An 18,573-nucleotide genomic window follows, 5' to 3' on the forward strand; every position below is an offset into this window, starting at 1 on the left:
ATGTTGGCTCTGGCAAATAATAACATACACCTATTGACATTTTTTCTATTCATTGATTATTTATATGTAACTTCTTTAAAACTAAAATTCTCATATTAGGAGTCATCCCCCATACAAAAATCACCAAAGTAGAAGTAATGAGACTCACACTACCTACGACTAAAAACCTGAACCAGCCTGATTCCATATGTTCTGAAATAATATATGGAATAATAAACATTACTGTTGCACCAGGAATTACATTGAAATATACCTCATGAAGTACCCTTTTGATTGACAAATATGTATATCGATTAGCAAAGTATAGATTACAACCATTAAGATACAACCTGATTGTTGCACTTGCAATATAAACTGTTACAGGAGAATAACCCGTTTTCAACAAGATATATGATATTGGAAAAATCAAAATCAGGAGAGAAGACCATATAGAAGGCCATTTCATTCTGCCTGAGGCATGAATTAACATACCCACAGGATAGCTAAGTGGGTTCCATGCTGATTGAATTAAAATAATTTGTATAAATACAGGAGTATACTCAGGATAATCTCCAAGCCAAAATTTAAGTACAAAATCGATCTCTATAAAAATGGGAATTGCGATGAGAAGATATAAATACTCAGCAATACGGCAATTATATATCACTAAACGATGAAGTTTATCATATTCATTTATTGCATACAATTTCACGATTTGTGGATTTACAGCAGTTTGGAAATTATTAATAAAATTTAAAAGAAAAGTATTGACTGTTACCGACAAGCCTCTTGCAGCATTAACAATAGTCCCACAGAATATATTCAGTAGAATATTGATACCTTGGTTAGTGAAAAATCCAACACTTCCTCCAATTATATTCCATCCACTATATGAGGCAAACTCTTTGGCCAAATTTCCATCCCATGCAATTCTAAATATACATTCACTGAATTGCCTCCGGCTATAGAAATTATAGATGACAGCAGATGTGAGGTTTACAACAAACACCACCGCAGCATATAATACCAGCTTATCAAAAGTAACATATTGTAATATTATCACCAACATAAGTTTCATCACTACATCATAGATACCCATATAGGCATACATACTCATTTTTTCATGGGCAATGAGGCAAGCCTGGAACGGTAGCTGGATTAGGTTTATCAAAAAACCTAATATCGTGAACTGATACACCCACAATGCAGCAGTCATGCGCCCATCCGGTATCTTAAGATATTCGTAAAGAAACCACAAACCTATAGTTTCAGACAATAGCAATATGACCACAGCAAGAGCTAAATGAAGCCCCAATGCCATAGAGAATGTATTTTGCAGTTTTTCAAAATTCTTTTCTCCCAAAGCAAAAGTCAGAAACCTTTGTGTTCCCACCGTTAAAGCTTCGCTGAACATTGAGAACATGGTAAGGACACCACCAATTACGTTATACAACCCATAATCAGAATCTCCTAATACTTGTAGCACTATACGCGATGTATATAATGACACAATCATTGTTAAGAACATTCTAATATATAAGTATATTGTATTTTTTGCTATCCGTTTATTGTTTTCTTGTTCAGTAATTGACAACATTCTTTTTTACCGTTATTTTAAGACACAAAATAATCCTTTCGATTTTTGTACTAAAGTCATCTTTCCTTAACCCACTCAATAAGCTTTGATCACTCCACAGATAATCCCACTCTCCAATTTATGAGCCTAAGGTCCTGCTGTAAGCCAAAAGTCCAAAGAGGAATCAATCAAATTAACAAGTTCTTCAGCATTCCCAAAGCGACCACCATAATTTACACTTTTTTCCTGATTCAAAGACTTTGGAGTCCCGATGAACCTCATTATAATATTCACGAGATATGTTGCTTCAGAGTTTCTTTTTTATTCATAAGCAGATATATTTTTAAAATGTTCTGCCAATAAAGATACTCTAATATGCGTTCTTTTCTCCTATAACTACATTCGCCACAGTCTTATAAATGATATATAAGTCAAGCAACATTGTCCAATGCTCCATATACCAGATATCAGCCTTTACACGTTCCTCCATCTGGGAAAGTTCCCTCGTTTCACCACGGAAACCATGCGTTTGAGCCCAACCAGTTACCCCAGGTTTTATAAAGTGCCGCACCATATACTTATCAATCAAACGGGCATAAGTCTCTGTATGGGCCAACATATGTGGACGAGGACCTACTATCGACATATCACCCTTAAAGACATTGATAAACTGAGGAAGTTCGTCAATATTAGAACGACGGAGAAAGTTCCCAAAACGAGTTTTTCGGGGATCATCAGCCGTAGCCTGTTTACTGTCGGCTTCATTATTCACTTTCATAGAACGAAATTTATAACACACAAAATCTACACCATTCAAACCTGTACGCATTTGCTTAAAGAATACAGGACCGGGAGAAGTCAACTTTATGATACTTCCAACTATGAGATAAACAAAGGGAAAGACAGTAACCAGAAAAAGACCTGAGATGACAATATCGAACAGCCGTTTCAACATACGATTCTCCATTTTACCCAAAGGCTCATAACGCAGATTCAAGATAGGCATATTACCAACCATACTGTGCCAGATACGACGTGGAAAACCTTTACATACATTAGGAACACCATGAAAATAAAGCAAATGGTTTTCACAATGATTCATAATAGAAGAATTATAACGCCCTTCCTCCATCGACAGAGAACAAAAAACATGCTTGATGCTTGGATGTGCAGACATAAAATCTGAAAAACCGTCAGGATTACCCAGATAGGAACATTGAGAAGAAAGGGCATCATTCGGTTTTATATCAAAATAACCCACGACTTCATATAGGGAAGACGCCAGAGAACTTTCCATCTCCTCATACAATACCTGCATATTATTGCCTCCACCTATAAAAACAGCATAACGTCTATGCTTTCCCTTAGCACAATAGACTATCAGGAAATGACGAATAATAATGCGATAAATACTTAAGATGACAAAGAGGAAAGAAAAATAGGCGACAAAGAAAAGAGGAGAATAGATAGAGATTCCACTAAAAGTCATAATACATGCCCAAAAGATGGAAAAAGCTATAATATTCTTCAACACACGCAACACAAGTTGGTCAGGGCGAATTCCCCGACTATCCCAAACCCTCCCACGAGAACCCGAACAGGCCAGATAACAGAGACTTAACGAAGTCATCATCCAGGAAACCCTGCAAGAAAAAGGTAAAGAAACAAAAGCTTCCTCCCAAAAGAAAAGGAGAAAGAACAATACCAGATTCAGAATGATCAGATCTCCCAGAACTGCAATAAATTCTATAAATTTATTAATTTGACTGGTGGTTGATACCATATCACATTAAAGATTGATTTTAGGCACATACTTCTTTGAATTTATTCAGAAAATCTTTTCCAAATAAATTCCAGAAAATAACAATACAAACTGATAGGAAAATAAAAGCTAAAACATATACCTTTCTACTGGTTCCCGAAGGTTCCAAGGGGACAACAGCAGGTTCTACAACAGCAAACACAGGTTTCTCTTCCTGAACTTTAGCTCTGGCAACCTGAAGCTGACTGGCAACCTGACTATATATCTGGTAAGCCAAACTCATGTCATTCTGCAAACGTTCCTGTTCGGTACGAACACTCTGCAAAATGATATTGTCATGAGAGTCCATATAGTCGGCATATTTTCTCTGCGCTTCGTAATATTCCTGCTGACGTTCTTTAAACAATTTCTCCAAATAGAGACAATCCTCTTTAGATTTGGAGGTACGATAGTCTATGATATATTCCTGTAACTTCTTAACCACAGAGTCAGCAACGACTGCAGCAACCTTAGGACTCTGCAAAGTCACAGAAACGGTAGTCATAGAGGTTTTCTTATCTACAGAAGCAGTAATCTTTCTCTTTAGTGATTCAATCTTCTGAAACTCCTTTTTGGATAATTCAATGGTACCCAGACTTGCTTTATCGGGAGATATGGATTCATCCTCATTTGCTGTAAACAAGGACTTTACTCCACCAATTACCATGCCAGGAAATCCAATTACATAACCCCACCATGGGGATGACTCTTCATTCAAATAAGAACTTAAAGAGATTTCCTCACTCCCTGATACAGGGACTTTCATATTAGAAAGTTCCAACAGAAAGGGAGTAGAAGAAACAATATCAGCAGATAAGGAAGCATTTAAGGCATCAGTGCCATCTCCCATAGAAACTCCACTTCCTAAAAAAGAAGCAGCTAAACCAGATAAACCACCACCCTTGTTATTACCCATTTCCGGAGAAAGAGTAACTTCAACCGTGTACTGCTTAGGAATACTTATTGCAACAATAATCCCAATTATCAGTCCGATACCGGCAGCTTTATAGATCTTCTTACGAATACCTATAACCTTACGAAGAAGATCCATCAAATCGATTTCAATCTCCTCATCCGTATGAATATCCTGCAGCTGTTTTATCTCTTGTTCAGATTTTTGTTCCATCAGAGTAAGTCATAAAAGGTATTCGTTATTTCTTTATTAAATTAGCAATAGAGGCAACCATCATGCCCAAAGTGCTGAATGTAGTAGCATAACCCAAAATGTTACCAATATTGGTATTCTTCTTAGCTTTACTAGGTACAATTATCTCGCAACCCGGTTCAATCTGTTTCTTACCGCTACCTTTTACCTTAGTTACCTGACCATTCATATAAACAATGAACTTCTTGCTCTTCTTCGCATTTTCAGAATAGCCACCAGCTTGATCCAGATAATAATCAACTTTCTGTCCTTCTATATAAGAAACCGTATTAGGAACCATCACAGCACCATTGATCGTAACTGTATTATTGTTCTTCGGAATAGAAATCACATCACCCTCACGCAAGACAATATCCGCTGTACTGCCAGGATTAGCTAATGCTTTCTCCAAGTCAATGCCAACACTAAAAGTATCTTCCACACGAACACCCAAAGAGTCCATCATAGCCTCACCCAACTGTCGGCTCATCAAACGGATCACATCTCCCATACGTTTCTTCTCACCTGCAGTAGCGACACGAGTCAACTTGGCACCGCGTAAGTAAGCATAATTCGTAGCACCTCCAGCTTTATTGATCAAATCTGAAAGGCGTTCTTCACGATTGGTCATGGCGTATGAGCCTCCGAACAGGATTTCACCTTCAACAACCACATTCTGTTGAGCCTGATAACCCGGACTACGACGTACATAGACCTCATCATAAGGTTGAAGTACGAAACCCGGTGTGCCGTCGACGACAAAGCCTTCTTTCAGGGAGAATGTATATATCTGACCAATAGTATCGTTATCTACTGTACTACGGGGATTCTTAATTCTACGGGATACATCCACACGAACAACAGAAGCGGCTTCACGCAAGCCTCCGGCCTGAATGATCAAGTCTTCAAGAGTCATATTATCCGCATAAGGATAGGAATCTGGTTTGGCTACTTCGCCGTGGATTACAACATCTCCCCTATCTTCCAAATCATGGATACTAGGAATATAAAGAATGTCGTTTTTCGCCAGGATGATATTTGGGGAAGTACCATCCATGATGGCTTTAATGTCAACAGGGATAACTTCAGTAGTAAGGTCCTCACGTTGACGATAAAGGACAGCACGGTTCAAGAAAGCATCACCCGTCAAGCCTTGGGCTTCGTTCACCAGTTCGCGGACGGTATTCAGTTTACCGTTTAGCTGGTAGATACCGGGACGGTAAACGGCACCACGGATTTCAAGCTTATTAGTGAAGCGGTTAAGGATAGCCTCGGCAGTCACAACATCACCATTCCGCATTTTATAGACACTATAATCAAGGTCTTTGACTGTGTTTACTTCATACTCCTGTCCGTTCTGACGTACGACACGCAAAGAACGGGTGTAGGCGTCAGCGTCAAATCCACCGGCATAACTGATAAGTGTAGATAAGTTTTCGTCCTTCTTCATTTCGAAACGCATGGGGCGTTTCACTTTTCCGTCGATCTTAACCAATACGTCATAGGCGGGAACAATCACAACATCACCTTCCTGCAGACGAATGTCATCCTGAATGTTGCCTTTCATGATAAATTGGTAGACGTCGATTGTGGCGATGTTCTTACCGTTACGTACCAGCTGGACATTACGAAGGCTACCTATGTCACTCACACCTCCTGCACGATAAAGTGCATGGAATACAGTAGAAAAGGAAGAAAGAGAGTAAGTGCCCGGCTGGACAACTTCACCCATTACATTGATTTGAATAGTACGGATGCTGCCCAGAGTCAGACGGATGTCAGAAGTGGGGTCATTCGTATTATTAAGACCATTATATATCTTGTTTAATGTTTTTTTGAGATAGTCATTGGCTTCAGAAATGGTTAGTCCGTTCAGGTTGACAGGACCTATTTTCTGAATATTGATAGTGCCATCAGGAGAAATCTGTTGGCGGATAGTGTTCTGACTGGCTCCCCAGATGTCGATAATCACTTCGTCACCGGGACCGAGACGGTAATTTAAAGGGGTGGCGATGTTGACACTGGGTTCAAAAGTCAGGTTACGAGTATTGAAGATGTTTCTTCCGAAAACCTGATTACCACGTGCAAGGTCTTGAGTGCTCGGATGGTCTTCCAACATATCGGAAGTATTCTCCTTCATTTCTTCACGAAGACGGGATTCATTGACATCCGTACCGGTAGCGTTGGAAGCATTGACGTTGTTCTGCTGCTCATAAAGCTGCTTCACACGCATAGCCTGTTCTTTGGTCACACCCTTACGTGCAAGTTCAGAGGCTAATTGTTTTTGTTCTTTCCCTTGTCTAATCCCCTCTTTGACATACTCCAATACTTGAGAATCGCTCATATTTTGAGCCATCAAAGGAGAAAAAACTCCTAACAGTAGAATGAATAGAAATACGTTAAAGTTTTTTTGTGTCGTCATTACTAATCTTTGTGGGTTCTACATAACCGATTGGCATATCTACACAGGCACAGCCAAGCATATTTAAACGAACGGCAATCTTACTCTTCCCCCCAACAGTCACGAGTTCGCCGACAAGGCCGCTCAAAGGACCTTTTATCACACGAACTTTCTCACCACGCGCCAGTGGAGTATCATTCATACAGACTGTTTCATCGGAATAATCGAGCATGAAACGGAAACGCGCCATTTGCTCGTCAGGAATAACGGCAGGAGTGCTTTCACCACGCATCACCATATAACGGCTAACCGTGGAGAAGCTTAGGACTTCCATACGCTCTTTTGGATTGACATGAACAAAAACCATCATGGGAAGCAAGACTGTATCAACCATCTTTCGACGGTCGCTCCATTGATGGATCTGTTGCTGAACGGGAACAAAAGAATCAATTCCCATCTTAGACAAACGCTCGGTTACCTTCTTCTCGTGATGCATTCGAACGAGTGCTACATACCAGCTTTTTGAGTGTGCTACGCCTTCCCCTGTCCCACTAATAGGCCCGGCATTTACTGATTTTGGTTTCGTTAAAATCATATTTTTTTACCCCATGTGATTCCGTTACTTCTTAGGTAACAGATAACACATACACGAAACGTACATTATGATGAAAATAGAAATCACGCACATGACAAAGGCGTAGAATGTGGAAAGGCCTAATACTCAACGGGGAAAATCTAGAGATTAGGCAATAAAAAGTATAGAGCATGGAAATAAGGTTATTTCATGTTCGGATAGTTTTTTGCTCTATGTTTCAGATAAAACGAAAAAAAGTGGAGGAATATTTGCTTTCTATTCGTGTTTTTGTCTATCTTTGCGTCGAATTTAATTCCGTTACCTAAGAAGTAACACACATAGTTTAATTCTGATTATTAACACTTTACTATTTTAGGACTACCTACACTGCAATTTCTAACGTAAGATAAATTCCCTTTATTTACCTCCGTACGTTCTTTAAGCTCAAAGCCTTTCAAGTAGATTTGTGTCGTTTTAATAGATTTGTGCCCCAATGATTCACTAATCATTTCAATGGAGACTCCCCGATACTTCGCAGTCGTTGCCCAAGAATGACGAAGCGTATAGGAAGTGACAGGAGATTGCAAATGCAAGGTTCTTGCCAGGTCTTTCAGATTATTATTAAATCGACGAAGAGCAGACTGATATTCCCGGTAACCTCTTTCATCCGTCCGTTTTTTATCCCCACGAAGAATATCAAACAGATAATCCGGACAGTCAGGATGAGAATCTTCTTTGCTACGAAGCTGGTTAATCATTTCCTTTGCAGTATTCAGCACTTCCACGCTCATCGGGGTTTTGGTTTTGATACGATTGTATCGCAGTACATTCTGATCGAGTGCCGATTTCTCCAGATGGGCTAAATCAGCGAACGACATTCCACAAAATTGGAACATCAGGGCGGCAATAGCTTGCGTACGGCGTAAACGTTCCGATTTGGGATCTTCATACAGAAGCTTATGCAATTCCGTAGCAGGCAAAGCCTTTTTCTGGCGGACATCCACACCTGTATAGACATCATGAAACAGGCGCGGCACGTATGGCGCACTGCCCGCTTCCACTCCACGGTTATAGATACTACGAAGCATACGCATATACGTAGAAATCGTATTGGGCTTCAAGCCACACTCATAAAGATACTGACCGTAACGTCGTAAACGTTCGCGGGTGACCTGTCTAAACGACACATTAGACGTGCCGCAATATTTGCTGAAAGAGAAAAGCGCATTCTTGTAGACATGCGCAGTAGAATGTCTCCCCTCCTTCCGCAAACGACCGATGTAGAATTCCGCACACCGGCTAAATCCATTTCTGTTCATCATTTGCATCACTAGTTATTTTATATATTATACCATTTGGCAAGCGACAAAAGAACAAATCTTTTGGCAGACCTGAAGCACACTTGACAAATGAGATATTATTTTTTAGTTTTATTAACCTCTTAAAAAACCAGCAAATCATGGCTAACAAAAAGATAATTCACGGAGAATCTAAAACACAAGTAAAGAACAATGTTCAAAAACCGAAAAAGAATGGAAGAGGACACAGGCCAAAGAAAAGGCCATAAACAAGTATTGACAAAAATAATTGTGCGGATGAAATGCAAGCTATACTTTTGACCTGCTAAAAACTGAGAATCATATCCCGGAAAAATAGTGACGCTATCCTAACGGGATGGCGTCACTATAAGAGGAGGATAGTATCACTATACTGACAACATAGCGTCACTATCTTTAAGGGATTGTTCCTGCTTCACTAAACATGTATTTTTAATTTTAATTATTTTTTCAATGGAATAAAACTTCTACATACATTCTCATTTTTCTTTTATGGCTTGTCTATAATTAAGATACTGTTGGTCACTTCACGCGGACCGTTATCATCGGTTGGTGTATTCCAAATAGGGAATTTTAATCCACCGTCTTCACCTTCCTTACGCACAATCAGCGTTGTGGATCCTCCACCATCTAAATTAATAGCATCTTGACAACCGACAGCTTTCATCAAAATTGCCAATTGAGGTAAAGTCAAACCTTTTGCATAATAAGCATCTTTCATTCGTCCATCTACAACAAACAAATAGAGCATCTGACGGTTTTCTGAGATTCCTACACTTGTACGCGGATGAAAATCGGAAGCTATAGCAGCATCTTCAACATCCATATATTCAGATGTAATTTGTCCCCCGTCAATCAGCGTTCCATATCCACCCACCGCATGAAGCAATTGATCACCATGCTTCAATGCTTCTTCAGCCAGTCCGATGTATGATTCCCCATTTTTCAATTGATATACCACTGCTTCATGGCCACTCCAAGCCTTGTCGTTGATGGCCACTCCATCTTTAAAGAAGATTCCCATCACTTCATATTTAGCCGTATAAAAATCACCATTCACGCCTAACCATACTTTTTTCCCGTTTTGTTCTGCTGCATACGCATGATAAGGAAGTATGGCATCAGAATTCTCATCAACAGCAGGAACGTTTTTGTCGTCTTTGGTTCCGGGGGTAAACGTAACCTTCGTTAAATCCACCCCAGCTACATAGACATGTTGATTGTATTGGCCTGTCCTAAAGAATAATTCTGTAATAGTAACGCCATCTCTTAATGCCACACTGCGGTCCCAATACATTTCTGTAACAATAGACGAGTTGGCCATATTCTTACCAAAAGGTGTTTGACCTACATATATATCCGATTTGTTGTCTGAACAGGCACTCGTTATTACCATAAAAGAAGCCAATAGACACATTAATCTGTTTTTAATTTTCTGTTCCATAATTTTCTATGTTAAAAATTTGATGCTTAAGTTCACTATTTTACTTGATATTCATAAGCTCCCACATCAACCGTATTGTCTGAAATACGCATGCCTCCGATTATATCCTTGTTCACGCCGATTGTTTCAATAATTGCATTGTCTCCTTTGTTTATTAACGGAGAAGTACTCTGCAAACGATAATCTCCATCAGTCGGAGCTACAAACAACGGTCCGGTATTATCATTAGCCAAATTAGTTATACAGTTATTGACAATTGGCGAGTAATTGGATTGTGAGGTAATATTCACCAGCACACAATTGTATAATGTACAAGCTGTGGCATCAGCAACATGGAACTGTGGGTTCTTAGGATTAGCACACTTGTTGCCCCAAACAACAGTATTATACATTTTAATGTTATCAGCAACGCGTATAACGTATGCACTATTCCATTGATCTCTAATCTCGTTATTCACTATAGACGAATTATACACCGAAGTCTTACCCAAGAAATAAATACCACCGGATGTTTCTGTCGTTGTATTACCATAGAACAGACAATTGATGATCTTACAATTATCGTAATAACCACAAGCCGCTCTATAGAATGAATTTCCATGTACTATATTATTACTAAAGAGGCGTTTCCTTATTCTTAATACTCCACCCCATTCTGAATTAGATTGTGTAACTGTACCTGTAAGAACAAAACCATCAAAGTAATAGTATATATCACCCGGTCCTTCTGTTTCAGACCGCATCAAGAAGAAATCACCACCTTTTATAGTCGACTTCCTGCTCTGATCCCGATCTTTCAGTTTATTTTCAGTACCGATGAATCCACCATAAACATTGACCGCATTCAACACCAAAGAGTTTTTCAACTGGTATTCGCCTTCTGCTACCCAAATATCGATGTTACTATGATTTCCACAAGCACTTGCAGCCGCCTGAATATCTCCGTAAGCATTCTCCCAACTTGTTCCATCACCGACTGCACCTGGCTTCACGTATATACGGCGCGTTCCTGGCATCTGCGAGATATAATAGATGTCGGATATGTCAGAGCTTTTATCTTTAATCCTAATGTATCCGGTCCTTTCCACTCCGGTGGTATTGTTGGAAACGGAGGCCTTAATCGTAATTTCCTCGGCAATATCACCACCACCAAATTGAGGTACCGAAGTCACTGTTATCCAATCTTGTCCGGAAACCTCCAACTCATATTCAGTATTCAATATGACCGGAATTTCCACACTCTTGGCATCTCTAGTAAACAATACATCCTTTTCTTCCGGAGCAAGCGTAATGTTCATCATCTTCTCCTGATTACTTTGTATCACAGTCAGTTTGGCTTGCCGATCGCTGTCTTTTGCCTTTAAGGTTACAACTATTTCCCGTTCTGCGCCAGTGGTATTCCTGGCAACTTTAACTTTCAGGCTATTTTTCCCCGCTGCCTCAAATGTAAAGCCGTCTTTCTCCTCTATATCCGTATCCCATTCAAGATCTGTGAGAACAGGTAACACTGCCTCTCCTCCATTGATATTAAAATAAACGACACTCTTCGGAAGAGTAATCAACGAACCTCTACCCTCTTGTCTAACAATGATTCTAGTAGACATTTGATCCATCAAACGGACTTCAATCCACCCTTCGCGTGGTTCCATCTCGGGATTTTCGGCTATCAGCGTTACGATAGAATCAGGAAGTTGCATCTGACCACGGTATCTTGTCAACTGAATCCAAGAATCGGAAGCCTCGGCAAACCACGGGTAAGAAGACCGTAAATCGATAACTTCCCTACCTCCTTCCGGATTTATTATAATCTCCTCTTGCATATCTATATGCGGATTGATCTTGCCTTCCAATGCGTCATCGCATGAAATAAAGAGAGCCGTTACAAAAAGGAACAATAAACCTTTTGTAAATAAATGAGGAAATTTTGATTGTATTTTCATATACTCTTTTATTTAATTACTGTTTCACAATAACTTGCAGCCCGTTTGCTACGTCTTTTTCCTTACATTCAGACGGTTGGTTCATGAGCTGAAAATCATTTTCACCAACCTTCCGTACCATTGTTGACGAGGCATCACCCTCTAAATTTATGGCTTGGTAACATCCCGCACCCTGACACACCAACATAATATCTTCGAGGCGCATACCATTAGAATATTTTTCCTGTTCTCCGTCAACAACAAAGAAATAGGCTTTCTTATGATCTTTTGATACTCCTACAAAAGTGTGGGGACGAAAGCCCATTGTGTTAGCATTAACCGTAAATTGGCATACCTCTCCATCAATAATCAAGGGATAGTTCCCGCTAACAGCGTTTACTACGCTCTCCTTTACCAGATTAAATTCAGGAACTGTGGTGATATGGAGAGAACCATCATCCAACATATAAAAAACCTGTTCCGAATCACGTCCGAAAGTGCCCTTCAGTTCTTTCCCATCTTTATAGCAAATTCCGGCAGAATGCCCATTAATCGCAAGCAATACATCCTTACCGCTTTCTTCTGCTTTCATGGCCTGCTGCTTTACCGTCTGAGTGACCTTACCGACTTCATCCTTATTGTCGGGAGTGGAAGTCACTATCGTGACGTTCTTATTAAGATCGATTTCAGCAATAAGCATCCGCGTCGGTTTCGTACAATATATAAAAGAGACATCGGTAACACTAACTCCATCACTGATTTTAATAATCTCTTCTTTCTGTATTTGTTGTATATACGATACATTATCGGCAATACCTTGCATGAGCTGAGTGGTTGCCCCTTTGTATGGTATCTTCTCTCCGTCATCATCTGAACATCCGATAAAAATGGCAGTCACTATGAGCAGCAACGATATATATATGTTTTTTATCATACTAAATATTGATTTCATAATTCTAAAATATTTTATAAGTACCATTATTACCATCCTGGATTTTGAGGCAATAAATTCGGATTCAGAGAAATCTCGTTTAATGGAATATTATACAAATAATATTTATCCGTAAAATTCATGGTTAATGTAGACTTTTTAGTATACGGAGTGATAAATCCGTCTTTATCAAATCCTACTTCATCTTCAATTAATTGTATTTCATCTTTTGTATAAAGAGCCGGATCCATCTTAGCCCCTCTACGTTCACGATTGTATACAATCTCTCCCACATTCCAACGGCAAACATCATCCCATCGATATCCTTCTGCAAAAAGTTCGATTCTCCGTTCTCTCCGTATTTCACGAATCAAATTAGCATTGGGTCCTGTCACATTGGGGTATTTAGCCACTAGATCAGGATCTTCGTCCGGCTCCATGGTTAACTTATGCGAAAATCCTACACGACTGCGAAGCGCATTGACCGTTTTGTCCAATTCCGGATCTTTTCCCAATTCCGCACCAGCTTCCGCCCGTATCAATAATGCCTCAGCATAACGCATGACAGGAGCATCGATACTACCTTTATGATTTCCAACTGCATGTTCTGAAGCTTTATAAAACTTAGCAATAGCATATCCTGTAGATGAAGTTCCATAAAAAGGCTTCTTTTCCGTTCCTTCCAAAAGTCCGAAAATGCTGGATGCACCACCGGTCATGACTCCATTTACTTCTCTAAACAAGTAACGGCTATATTCGCCTGCTTTTGGCAAACATACTGTCTGCAACAGTCTGCCATCCCGGTTCTCCATTTCTTGAATTTGCCCCATATCCGGATTATGACATCCGCATTGGGAAATAGGCTTGCCGGTAGTGGCACAAAGATACTCTTCAAAACAATCTCTACTCATACCCATAATTGCCCCTGGTATGCTATTGGAAACGTTATTGCCCATATTGATAGAAGCATCATATTCGCGGGCCAATATCACTTCCGGATTAGTATCATACTTATCTTGGATAAACAAGTCAAAATAGCTCTGTTCGGGAGTAGCAGATTTATACAACGAATGTCCCATATCCATCAATGCACCCGCTGCTTCATAGGCAAGCTTCAAATATTCAGCATCACCTTCCAAATTGCGGTAACGTCTATATGTACCTTCGTACAAACAAATCCTTGCTTTTAACAATAATGCCGCATCTCGACTGATACGATACACCTTCGTCTTAACAGGCAAATACTCAATAGCAAGATCTATGGTCTTGACTATATTTTCCATTACGGAAGCCCGTGGATCACGTCCCTTATATAATTCAGGGTCGTTCTTGTTCAAAGTCGTGTCATACCAAGGTACATCACCAAAAAGCAATACCTTACCATAGTAATCCAATGCTTTAAAAAACAGCATTTCGCCGGCATATCGCTTTTTGTCGATGTTTGAAGCCGGTGAACGGTCATAGTTCTGAAGAAATTCATTACACCCTCTGACTATCGACCAATCCCAATCACTACTGGTTATCAATGTACTACTCTGACCGAATGTAATAATATTGGCAGATGGTCCCAATAGATTGTCCGATTTATAATCAGATTCTATCATATTTCCGATTGTCCATGCCAAAGGGTCTCCATGTCCCTTTATGAGCTTGGGGTAGTAGGTGTTACAATATTGCTCCAAAGCGGCTGAGTTTGCCGTTTCCCAAAAATGATCACTTGATATGACATCTCCCGGCTCGGTATCCAAATAATCGCATCCGGAAAGAGAGAGACATAACAAAAAGATAAAAGAATATATCTGTTTCATATTTATTACTGTTTAAAATGTAACATTCATTCCAAATGAAAATGTTCTCATAAAAGCATATTGCTTACCTAAATTAGCTCCATTTATGTTTTCCGTACTAGTCATCTGATCCACAATATCAGGCATCATAAAGGGAGGCAGCGCTGTTTTCTCCCACAAGTTCATTCCATTGACATAAATACGCGCTTGCTGCAATCCAATTCGCGACAACCATTTTTGGGGTAAATTGTAACTGATTGTAATATCTTTCAAGCGAATATAAGCGGCATTCTGCAAATACTTTGTTTGAATCTGCTTGTTTTTGGAATTTCCGTTAGCACTTGGCCGAGGATAATAGGCGGTGGGATTTTCATAAGTCCAGGTATTGTCTATATGATATTGGAATACATTGGAATTGTAAATACCTCTTGAAAATCCCCAAAAAGTATCACTACCAGTCCATAAGTCTCTTTTAGCAACCCCTTCAAATATAGCCCGTACTTCAAAGCCATGCCAGCCTATTCCACCCTGCAGATTAAAACGATAACGCGGGGTGGTATTGCCAATAACAGTTCTGTCTCCCGGATCAGATAAAGTGTTACTTCCTAAATCGATTATTCCATCACCATTCAAATCTTTATAACGGATGTCACCCGGATACCATGTACCATTTATAAATTTTTGTATATGATTCATACGTTTAGCTTCGAAATCATCTAATATATATCCATCAGTCACATATCCCCATATTTCACCCAGCTTCTGTCCCTTATGGTACATTCCTGTAGCCAAAGAACCGTTTGGATTATCATATTTGGTTATTTCCGCCTGATAATCGGAAAGGCCTACGGTGAAAGAATAGTCGAGCGGACTACCCCATACATTGTCAATCTTATCTTTCCATGTCAACTCCAATTCCCATCCGGTAGTACGCATATCGGCTATATTTTCCTTGCCGCCACTCGTTCCCAAGACAGCGGGAAGAACAACCGAACGTACCATATTTTTTGTATCACGAACATAAAAATCAAACGAACCGAACAAACGGTTATTGAATAAAGACCAATCGAGACCTACATCCTTGGTAATGACCTTTTCCCATGTCACCAAACTTGGCAAAGTAGGAATATCCAAACCATTAACAATGGCGCCATTCATCATATAATTGGATAAAACTTTACCGGAAAGATATGACATATAATCATGATACCCTTCAGTAACCTGATTCCCCAATGCACCGAAAGAGGCTCTGATTTTTAGATTATCTACATATTTAGTTAGTGGCTTGAAAAATTTCTCTTCCGAGATTCTCCAACCCACGGATGCGGAAGGGAAAAAAGCCCAACGATGGTCTTTGGCATATTTAGAAGAACCGTCATAACGGCCATTCACTTCCATTAAATATTTTGATTGATAATCATAGTTCAACCTAAAGAATGCGCCTTGCACTTTCCAAATATCCTTAGTTTCACTATTCTCCAGATAATTGATTGCCAGATCAGAGATAGGCAATTCGTTGTCATATAGATTGGACATTTTATAGGATGTTGAAGCAAGGGTCTTCTGTTCCTGATTATAACCAGCCATCAATACCATGTTATGCGCATTTTTAAACGACTTTTGATATTCAGCCCATACATTTAATGCCTGATAAATGTCATTGGAGTTTTTATTTTGTACGTAGTTGGGGCTCTCTACCGTCCATGTTGCTGCACCTTCCGGAAAAGTCTGTGTCATTTCCTTTCTGTGTACCTTACGACTTGCAGAGTAACGGTTCCATGAATAATCTCCCTTAATAGATAATCCCTTAAAAGGTTTGATGTTAAAACGGCCGGTATACCACTGGTCCCACGCCTCCTGCTTGTTACGTCCTGCCAATGCCATTTTCCCTACAACATTATAATTACCGCTATTCAAATACAAGCCGGCAAAATCTCCATTTGGCAAAAAAACAGACAAAGTAGGAAACATTCGATACACCTCGTAAAACCAGGTTTCAGAACTTGAACCATTATCATATTTGAAAGGTTCGTCATTTTGGATGTTACTCATACGAGTAGAAAAACTCAGATCAAGCCAATCGGTTATCTTCGTCTCAAAATTAAACGATAGATTCATTCGTTTGTAGCTATCATTTCCGTATCTGAAAATACCGGTTTGATCTTTATAACCTACCGAAGCATAATAATTATTACGATCCGTTCCTCCAGAAATACTTACATTATGTTGCTGCATGAAAGCTGCATTTTTATAAAAAGCATCCAACCAGTCGGTATTACCGACATAAGCCCATCCTGGATTACTCGGAGTATAGTTGCTGTTCTGAATGCCTTCTGTATCCACAAGAATAGCCGGATTATTTACCGGATCGGCTATATGCGCATCAAGCGCGGCTAAAAAACGGTCGTTGAAATAATAGCTTCCGGGACTCTCATAATCGTATGCTTTGTTCCACATACGCGCCCACACATCAGCACGAGGCATCTCCGGTAGACGGGCAGGTGAACTCCATGAGAGATTATTGTTATAAGTCACCCGTGTCTTTTGGTTGCGGTTCCCTTTTTTAGTAGTAACAAGCATTACCCCGAAGGCAGCACGCGCTCCGTAAACGGCAGCTGCGGAAGCGTCTTTCAATACTGAAACACTTTCTACATCTTGCGGATTAATGAGTGATAAATCTGAGATTTCAACCCCGTCTACTAAAATCAAAGCATTGCCTCCATTCAAAGACGTATTTCCGCGGATATTAATCTTGGCCGCTTCATTAGGTTGTCCGCTGTCAAATGTTATATTTAAGTTAGGTACGATTCCTTGTAGCCCCTGCGCTATATTACCAATCGGACGATTTTCCAGAATATCGCCTGAGGCAGTCGTTACAGCCCCTGTCAAATTGAGTTTCTTCTGAGTACCATAGCCCACAACTACCACCTCATTCAATGATGCCGAACTTTCTTCAAGTACGATTTTTAAAAAGTCAGTCTCATCCGACACCCAGACTTTCTTTGTGGAAAAGCCAATATAAGACGCAACAAGCAGCGCTCGTTTCATATCTTTTATCTGCAATATGAACGAACCGGAAAGATTGGTGGTCACTCCTTGAGTAGTGCCCTGTATGGTAATATTAACACCCGGTAACGGTTGTCCACTGGCATCAACGACTGTTCCTTTTACAGTATAATCTTTTATTTCTACAGGTGTTTCTGATTTTTTTTCTTCTTTCCGGGGAAGGCGGACAATAATCACTTGTCTTCCTTTTACTGTATATGTCAGTTGTTTAGGGGGTAATATTCTATTCAAAATAGACACAACCGACTCGTTTTGTGCTTTGACTGTTACTTTTTCATTTTTCTGCAAGACATCTTCTTTAAAAAAGAATACATAATCACTCTTCTTTTCCAATGTCTTAAACAATGTCTCCAATGATACATTTGTCAAGTTTAATGTGACGTACGTGGATTGAAGGAGCATACCCCCATCTTCTGCCGAAATCTTAGGTAAATGGGATGTTAAAAAAACGCATAAAAGTAAAAATCGAAAACCAATATTAGTTAAATATTCACCTCTATTCTTTATCTGAGAGTTATTTTTCATATTTTTGTATAATTAGATTGGTTATAACTTTGGTGAGTTATCTTCAGTCCTAATGTGAACCGGATGATATTTCGCAGATATTATCCGGT

Annotated in this window: 11 protein-coding genes and 1 pseudogene; all 12 read right to left on the reverse strand. The window is 39.6% G+C overall.

From position 1 onward, the window contains the following. Positions 1-49: 49 nt before the first annotated feature. The 12 genes and pseudogenes from DW173_RS07390 to DW173_RS07445 all read right to left on the reverse strand — a co-directional run bounded on the left by DW173_RS07390 (position 50) and on the right by DW173_RS07445 (position 18,361). Positions 50-1,576, reverse strand: a complete 1,527-nt coding sequence (locus DW173_RS07390; RefSeq protein ID WP_120144178.1) for a lipopolysaccharide biosynthesis protein — start codon at positions 1,574-1,576, stop codon at positions 50-52. A gap of 129 nt (positions 1,577-1,705) precedes the next feature. Then, positions 1,706-1,884: pseudogene (locus tag DW173_RS24100) on the reverse strand (lipopolysaccharide biosynthesis protein RfbH); the annotation flags it as partial. Between the two features lie 41 nt (positions 1,885-1,925). After that, complete coding sequence (locus DW173_RS07400) at positions 1,926-3,338, reverse strand: undecaprenyl-phosphate glucose phosphotransferase (RefSeq protein WP_120144180.1); 1,413 nt, start codon at positions 3,336-3,338, stop codon at positions 1,926-1,928. 19 nt (positions 3,339-3,357) lie between these two features. Next, positions 3,358-4,482: a chain-length determining protein gene (locus tag DW173_RS07405; protein WP_120144182.1), complete on the reverse strand. Its 1,125-nt coding sequence runs from the start codon at positions 4,480-4,482 to the stop codon at positions 3,358-3,360. Between the two features lie 25 nt (positions 4,483-4,507). Then, a complete protein-coding gene (locus DW173_RS07410; RefSeq protein ID WP_199722825.1) occupies positions 4,508-6,922 on the reverse strand; it encodes a polysaccharide biosynthesis/export family protein in 2,415 nt (804 codons plus the stop codon). Then, positions 6,900-7,496: a UpxY family transcription antiterminator gene (locus DW173_RS07415; RefSeq protein ID WP_120144183.1), complete on the reverse strand. Its 597-nt coding sequence runs from the start codon at positions 7,494-7,496 to the stop codon at positions 6,900-6,902. Before DW173_RS07415 ends, DW173_RS07410 begins: the two co-directional genes overlap by 23 nt. A gap of 335 nt (positions 7,497-7,831) precedes the next feature. Beyond that, the gene (locus DW173_RS07420) at positions 7,832-8,803 is read right to left on the reverse strand and encodes a tyrosine-type DNA invertase cluster 3b (RefSeq protein WP_032842070.1); all 972 of its coding nucleotides are present in this window, start codon (positions 8,801-8,803) and stop codon (positions 7,832-7,834) included. Positions 8,804-9,302: 499 nt separating this feature from the next. Then, positions 9,303-10,256, reverse strand: a complete 954-nt coding sequence (locus DW173_RS07425; RefSeq protein WP_008643066.1) for a phosphodiester glycosidase family protein — start codon at positions 10,254-10,256, stop codon at positions 9,303-9,305. Positions 10,257-10,291: 35 nt separating this feature from the next. Next, positions 10,292-12,196, reverse strand: a complete 1,905-nt coding sequence (locus DW173_RS07430; protein ID WP_120144185.1) for a BACON domain-containing protein — start codon at positions 12,194-12,196, stop codon at positions 10,292-10,294. A gap of 16 nt (positions 12,197-12,212) precedes the next feature. Continuing rightward, entirely contained in the window at positions 12,213-13,109 is an 897-nt protein-coding gene (locus tag DW173_RS07435; protein WP_233562116.1) for a phosphodiester glycosidase family protein, read from the reverse strand. Between the two features lie 47 nt (positions 13,110-13,156). Further along, complete coding sequence (locus DW173_RS07440) at positions 13,157-14,914, reverse strand: RagB/SusD family nutrient uptake outer membrane protein (RefSeq protein ID WP_120144187.1); 1,758 nt, start codon at positions 14,912-14,914, stop codon at positions 13,157-13,159. Between the two features lie 12 nt (positions 14,915-14,926). After that, complete coding sequence (locus tag DW173_RS07445) at positions 14,927-18,361, reverse strand: TonB-dependent receptor (RefSeq protein WP_233562118.1); 3,435 nt, start codon at positions 18,359-18,361, stop codon at positions 14,927-14,929. Positions 18,362-18,573: the final 212 nt, after the last annotated feature.

The sequence above is a fragment of the Bacteroides sp. AM16-13 genome (assembly GCF_003602705.1).
Lineage (GTDB): Bacteria > Bacteroidota > Bacteroidia > Bacteroidales > Bacteroidaceae > Bacteroides > Bacteroides xylanisolvens.